The 4,010-nt window shown below is 59.9% G+C and carries 3 protein-coding genes; all 3 read left to right on the forward strand.

The window, feature by feature from the left end; genetic code table 11:
• Positions 1–2,467: ribonucleoside-diphosphate reductase subunit alpha (locus RMN95_RS16200; protein WP_309617939.1), on the forward strand; the 2,467-nt coding region annotated here is incomplete at its 5' end.
• 175 nt (positions 2,468–2,642) lie between these two features.
• Positions 2,643–3,635, forward strand: coding sequence for a ribonucleotide-diphosphate reductase subunit beta (locus RMN95_RS16205; protein ID WP_309617940.1), 993 nt, complete (start codon positions 2,643–2,645; stop codon positions 3,633–3,635).
• 77 nt (positions 3,636–3,712) lie between these two features.
• On the forward strand, positions 3,713–4,010 hold a 298-nt coding region (locus tag RMN95_RS16210; RefSeq protein ID WP_309617941.1), incomplete at its 3' end, for a GNAT family N-acetyltransferase.

The following is a 4,010-nucleotide window of genomic DNA, read 5'->3' on the forward strand; positions in this document are numbered from 1 at the left end:
AGTCGTCAAGCGCAGCGGTGAGCGGGAACCGTATGACGCCAACAAGATCAATCTCGCGATCGAGGCCGCGACGGTAGGTCTTGACGACAACATCACCTGGGTGACCCAGATCGCGTCCGAGCTTGAGTTGACCCTGTTCGACGGAATCAGCACCCAGCAGCTCGACGAAGCGGTCATCCAGGTCGCCCTCCAGAACGTCAAAGATGATCCAGCGTTCGACGTCGTCGCTGCCCGCCTCCTGCTCAAGACCATCTATAAGCGGGTTCTCGGCGACTATGAAACCACGGCAGAACTTGTCGAGCTGCACAGGTCACACTTCGCCGCCAACGTCACACGCGGCGTGGAAGAGGGCCTGCTCGACTCGCGACTCGTCGAGATGTTCGACCTCGACTACCTCGCAACCCAGCTCGAGCCCGCCCACGACGAGTTGCTCAAGTACATCGGTGTCGTCACCCTCAACAACCGCTACGGCATCAAAGGCCGCAACGGCGATGCGCTCGAGGTTCCCCAATACTTCTGGATGCGTATTGCCATGGGCCTCTCGCTCAATGAGGCCGACCCCACCCAGGCCGCGCTCGGCTTCTACAAGAAGATGTCGACCCTGGAGTACCTGGCGGCGGGCTCGACGCTCGTGAACGCCGGCACCGTGTACCCCCAGCTCGCCAACTGCTTCGTCATGGAGATGCAAGACGACATGGAGCACATTGCGAAGACCACGCGCGATGTGATGTGGCTGACCAAGGGCACCGGCGGCATCGGGCTTTCGGTCACCAAGCTCCGCGCGCAGGGCTCGCCTATACGCTCGAACAACACCTCGTCGACCGGGCCGATTCCGTTCATGCACACCATCGACTCGATCCTGCGTGCCGTCAGTCGCGGGGGCAAGAAGTTCGGCGCGCTGTGCTTCTACATGGAAAACTGGCACATGGATTTCCCGGAGTTCCTCGAACTCCGCAACAACTCGGGCGACCCGTATCGTCGCACCCGCACCGCCAACACCGCGGTCTGGATCAGCGACGAGTTCATGAAGCGTGTGCAGAACGACGACGATTGGTACCTCTTCGACCCGCTCGAGGTTACCGACCTTAACGAGTTGTACGGCAAGGCGTTCTCGGCTCGCTACAACGAGTACGTGGCCAAGGCCGAGGCCGGCGAGATGCACATGTTCAAGAAGATCACCGCTCGCGAGCAGTTCAAGTCGATCCTGATTTCGTTGCAGACCACCAGCCACCCGTGGCTGACGTGGAAAGACACGATCAACAATCGCGCACTCAACAACAACACGGGCACGATCCACCTCTCGAATCTCTGCACCGAAATAACGCTGCCGCAAGACGAAGACAACGTTTCCGTGTGCAACCTCGCGTCGATCAATCTTTCGCAGCACATGCTCACCGTCGAGAACGGTAGCCTCGCCGTCGACTTCGTCAAGATCGCCGAGAGCGCACGCCTGGCCGTTCGCCAGCTCGATAACCTCATCGACATCACCCGCTCGAGCGTGGCCGAAGCCGACTTCTCCAACCGGGAGAACCGTGCGGTTGGCCTCGGAGTGATGGGCTTCACCGATGTCATTGAGAAGCTCGGCATCAGCTACGAGAGTGAAGAAGCGTACGACCTGATCGACGAGATCCTGGAACACGTCTCTTACGCCGCAATCGATGCATCCACCGAACTGGCGAAGGAGCGCGGCTCCTATGCGAACTTCGAGGGCAGCCGCTGGTCTGAAGGCCTCGTTCCGCTCGACTCGATCGCTCTCACCGAGGCCGACCGCGGCATGGAGATCAAGGTCAACCGCACAACTCGACTCGACTGGGACGCCCTGCGCGTCAAGGTCAAGGGGGGGATGCGCAACGCGACGCTGATGGCGATCGCACCCACCGCATCCATTGGTCTGGTTGCAGGAACGACGCCGGGCCTCGACCCGCAGTTCTCGCAAATTTTTAGCCGCTCCACCTCGAACGGCAAATTCCTCGAGGTCAACCGCAACCTCGTGATCGATCTGCAGAAGCTCGGCATCTGGGAGTCGACGCGTGAGGCGATCCTGCGCAGCCAGGGCGACATCCAGAACATCGCGTCGATCCCCGACAAACTCAAGGAGGTGTACAAGACCAGCTTCCAGCTGTCACCGTACGCGTTCCTCGAGGTTGCCGCCCGCGCGCAGAAGTGGATCGACCAGGCCATCAGCCGCAACATGTATCTCGAAACGCGCGACCTCGGCGACATGATGGATATCTACTTCGCGGCGTGGGAACGTGGCGTGAAGACGACCTATTACCTGCATATGAAGCCCCGGCACACCGCCGAGCAGTCGACGGTCAAGGTCAATAAGTCCGAAGACATCGTGGTGACGACTGCGGCAACCTCCGCGGTCGGAACCTCGACCGGTGGCTCGACGCAAGCACCAGCGCCCGCTCGCCGAGGGTTCGGCGGACTGGCGCCCCGCGCATCCTCACCCGGCGGTGCATGATGGCCGCCCTCCAGACCGGCACCACCACAACAACCGATGAATACACCGTCCCGGTAGATCCGATGGACGACCTTCACTGTGACAGCTGCCAGTAATTGAACAAGCCGCAGTCAAATAAGCAGCAATAACACAAGCAATAGAACGATAATTAACCAGAAATAGAGAGAAGAAGAACATGGGAATTCTCGGAACAGGGCTCCAGGAGGGCCTTTTGCTCAAGCCGATCCGCTACCAGTGGGCCATGGACCTGTATGACCAGGCCGTAGCCAACACCTGGTTCCCCAACGAGATCCAGCTGGGCGAAGACATCGCCGATTTCAAGAAGATGACTGATGAAGAGCGTCACGCCGTGACCTTCCTCATGAGCTACTTCAACCCCAACGAATTGCTCGTCAACAAGGCGCTCGCCTTCGGTGTCTACCCCTACGTGAACGCCGCGGAGTGCAGCCTGTATCTGGCCAAGCAAATGTGGGAAGAGGCAAACCACTGCATGAGTTTCGAGTACGTGCTCGAGACCTTCCCGATCGACCGTGAAGCCGCCTATGGGGCACACGCCGACGTGCCGTCGATGGCGCGCAAAGAGGAGTTCGAGGTCAAGTACATCCGTCGGATGACCGAAAACACCCTCGACATCACCACGACGGAGGGTAAGAAAGACTTCGTACGCAACCTGGTCGCGTACAACGTCATCCTCGAAGGAATCTGGTTCTACTCGGGCTTCATGGTCGCGTTGAGCTTCCGCCAGCGCAACCTTCTGCGCAACTTCGGTTCGCTCATGGACTGGGTGGTGCGCGACGAGAGCCTGCACCTGAAGTTCGGCATCAACCTGATCCTGACCGTGCTGGAAGAAAACCCCGACCTGCAGACGGAAGAGTTCGCGGCTGAGATCAAGCAGATGATCCTGGATGGTGTCGAGATGGAGGAGCAGTACAACCATGACCTGCTTCCGAATGGCATCCTCGGGCTCAACGCGACCTACATCAACCAGTACGTGAAGTACCTGGCCGACCGTCGGCTTGAGGAACTGGGCTTCGAGGCGCACTACAACGTCTCCAACCCTGCCAAGTGGATGGCCGCCGCCAACGACACCCTGCAGCTGGTCAACTTCTTCGAGTCGACCAACACCTCGTACGAATCCAACGCTTCGGCGATGGTGGGGGCCAAGTAACACTGGCGATCTCCGATACGCTGCGCATCGCGCGGGTCGACTGGCTCGACCCGCGCGCTGTTGCGCTCCGTGATGCAATGAATGTCGAAATGGATGCGCTGTACGGTGACTCTTCCACTTCCTCGGCTGACCCTATCCCCGAGGGGATGTTCGACGTAGACCCGAAGGAAGTGACGGTCACCCTGCTCGCGCTGGAAGGCGATAGCCCTGCGGGCCACGCAGCCCTGCGCCCCCACGAAAACTCCCTCGAAGTAAAAAAAGTGTTCGTCGATGCGGCCTACCGCGGCCACGGAATCGCCCGTGCCCTAATGGAGTCGCTAGAGTCCTTCGCCCGCGAGCGCGGCATCCACTCGCTCGTGTTGCAAACAGGCGACC

This window comes from Salinibacterium sp. (assembly GCF_031364185.1).
GTDB lineage: Bacteria > Actinomycetota > Actinomycetes > Actinomycetales > Microbacteriaceae > Rhodoglobus.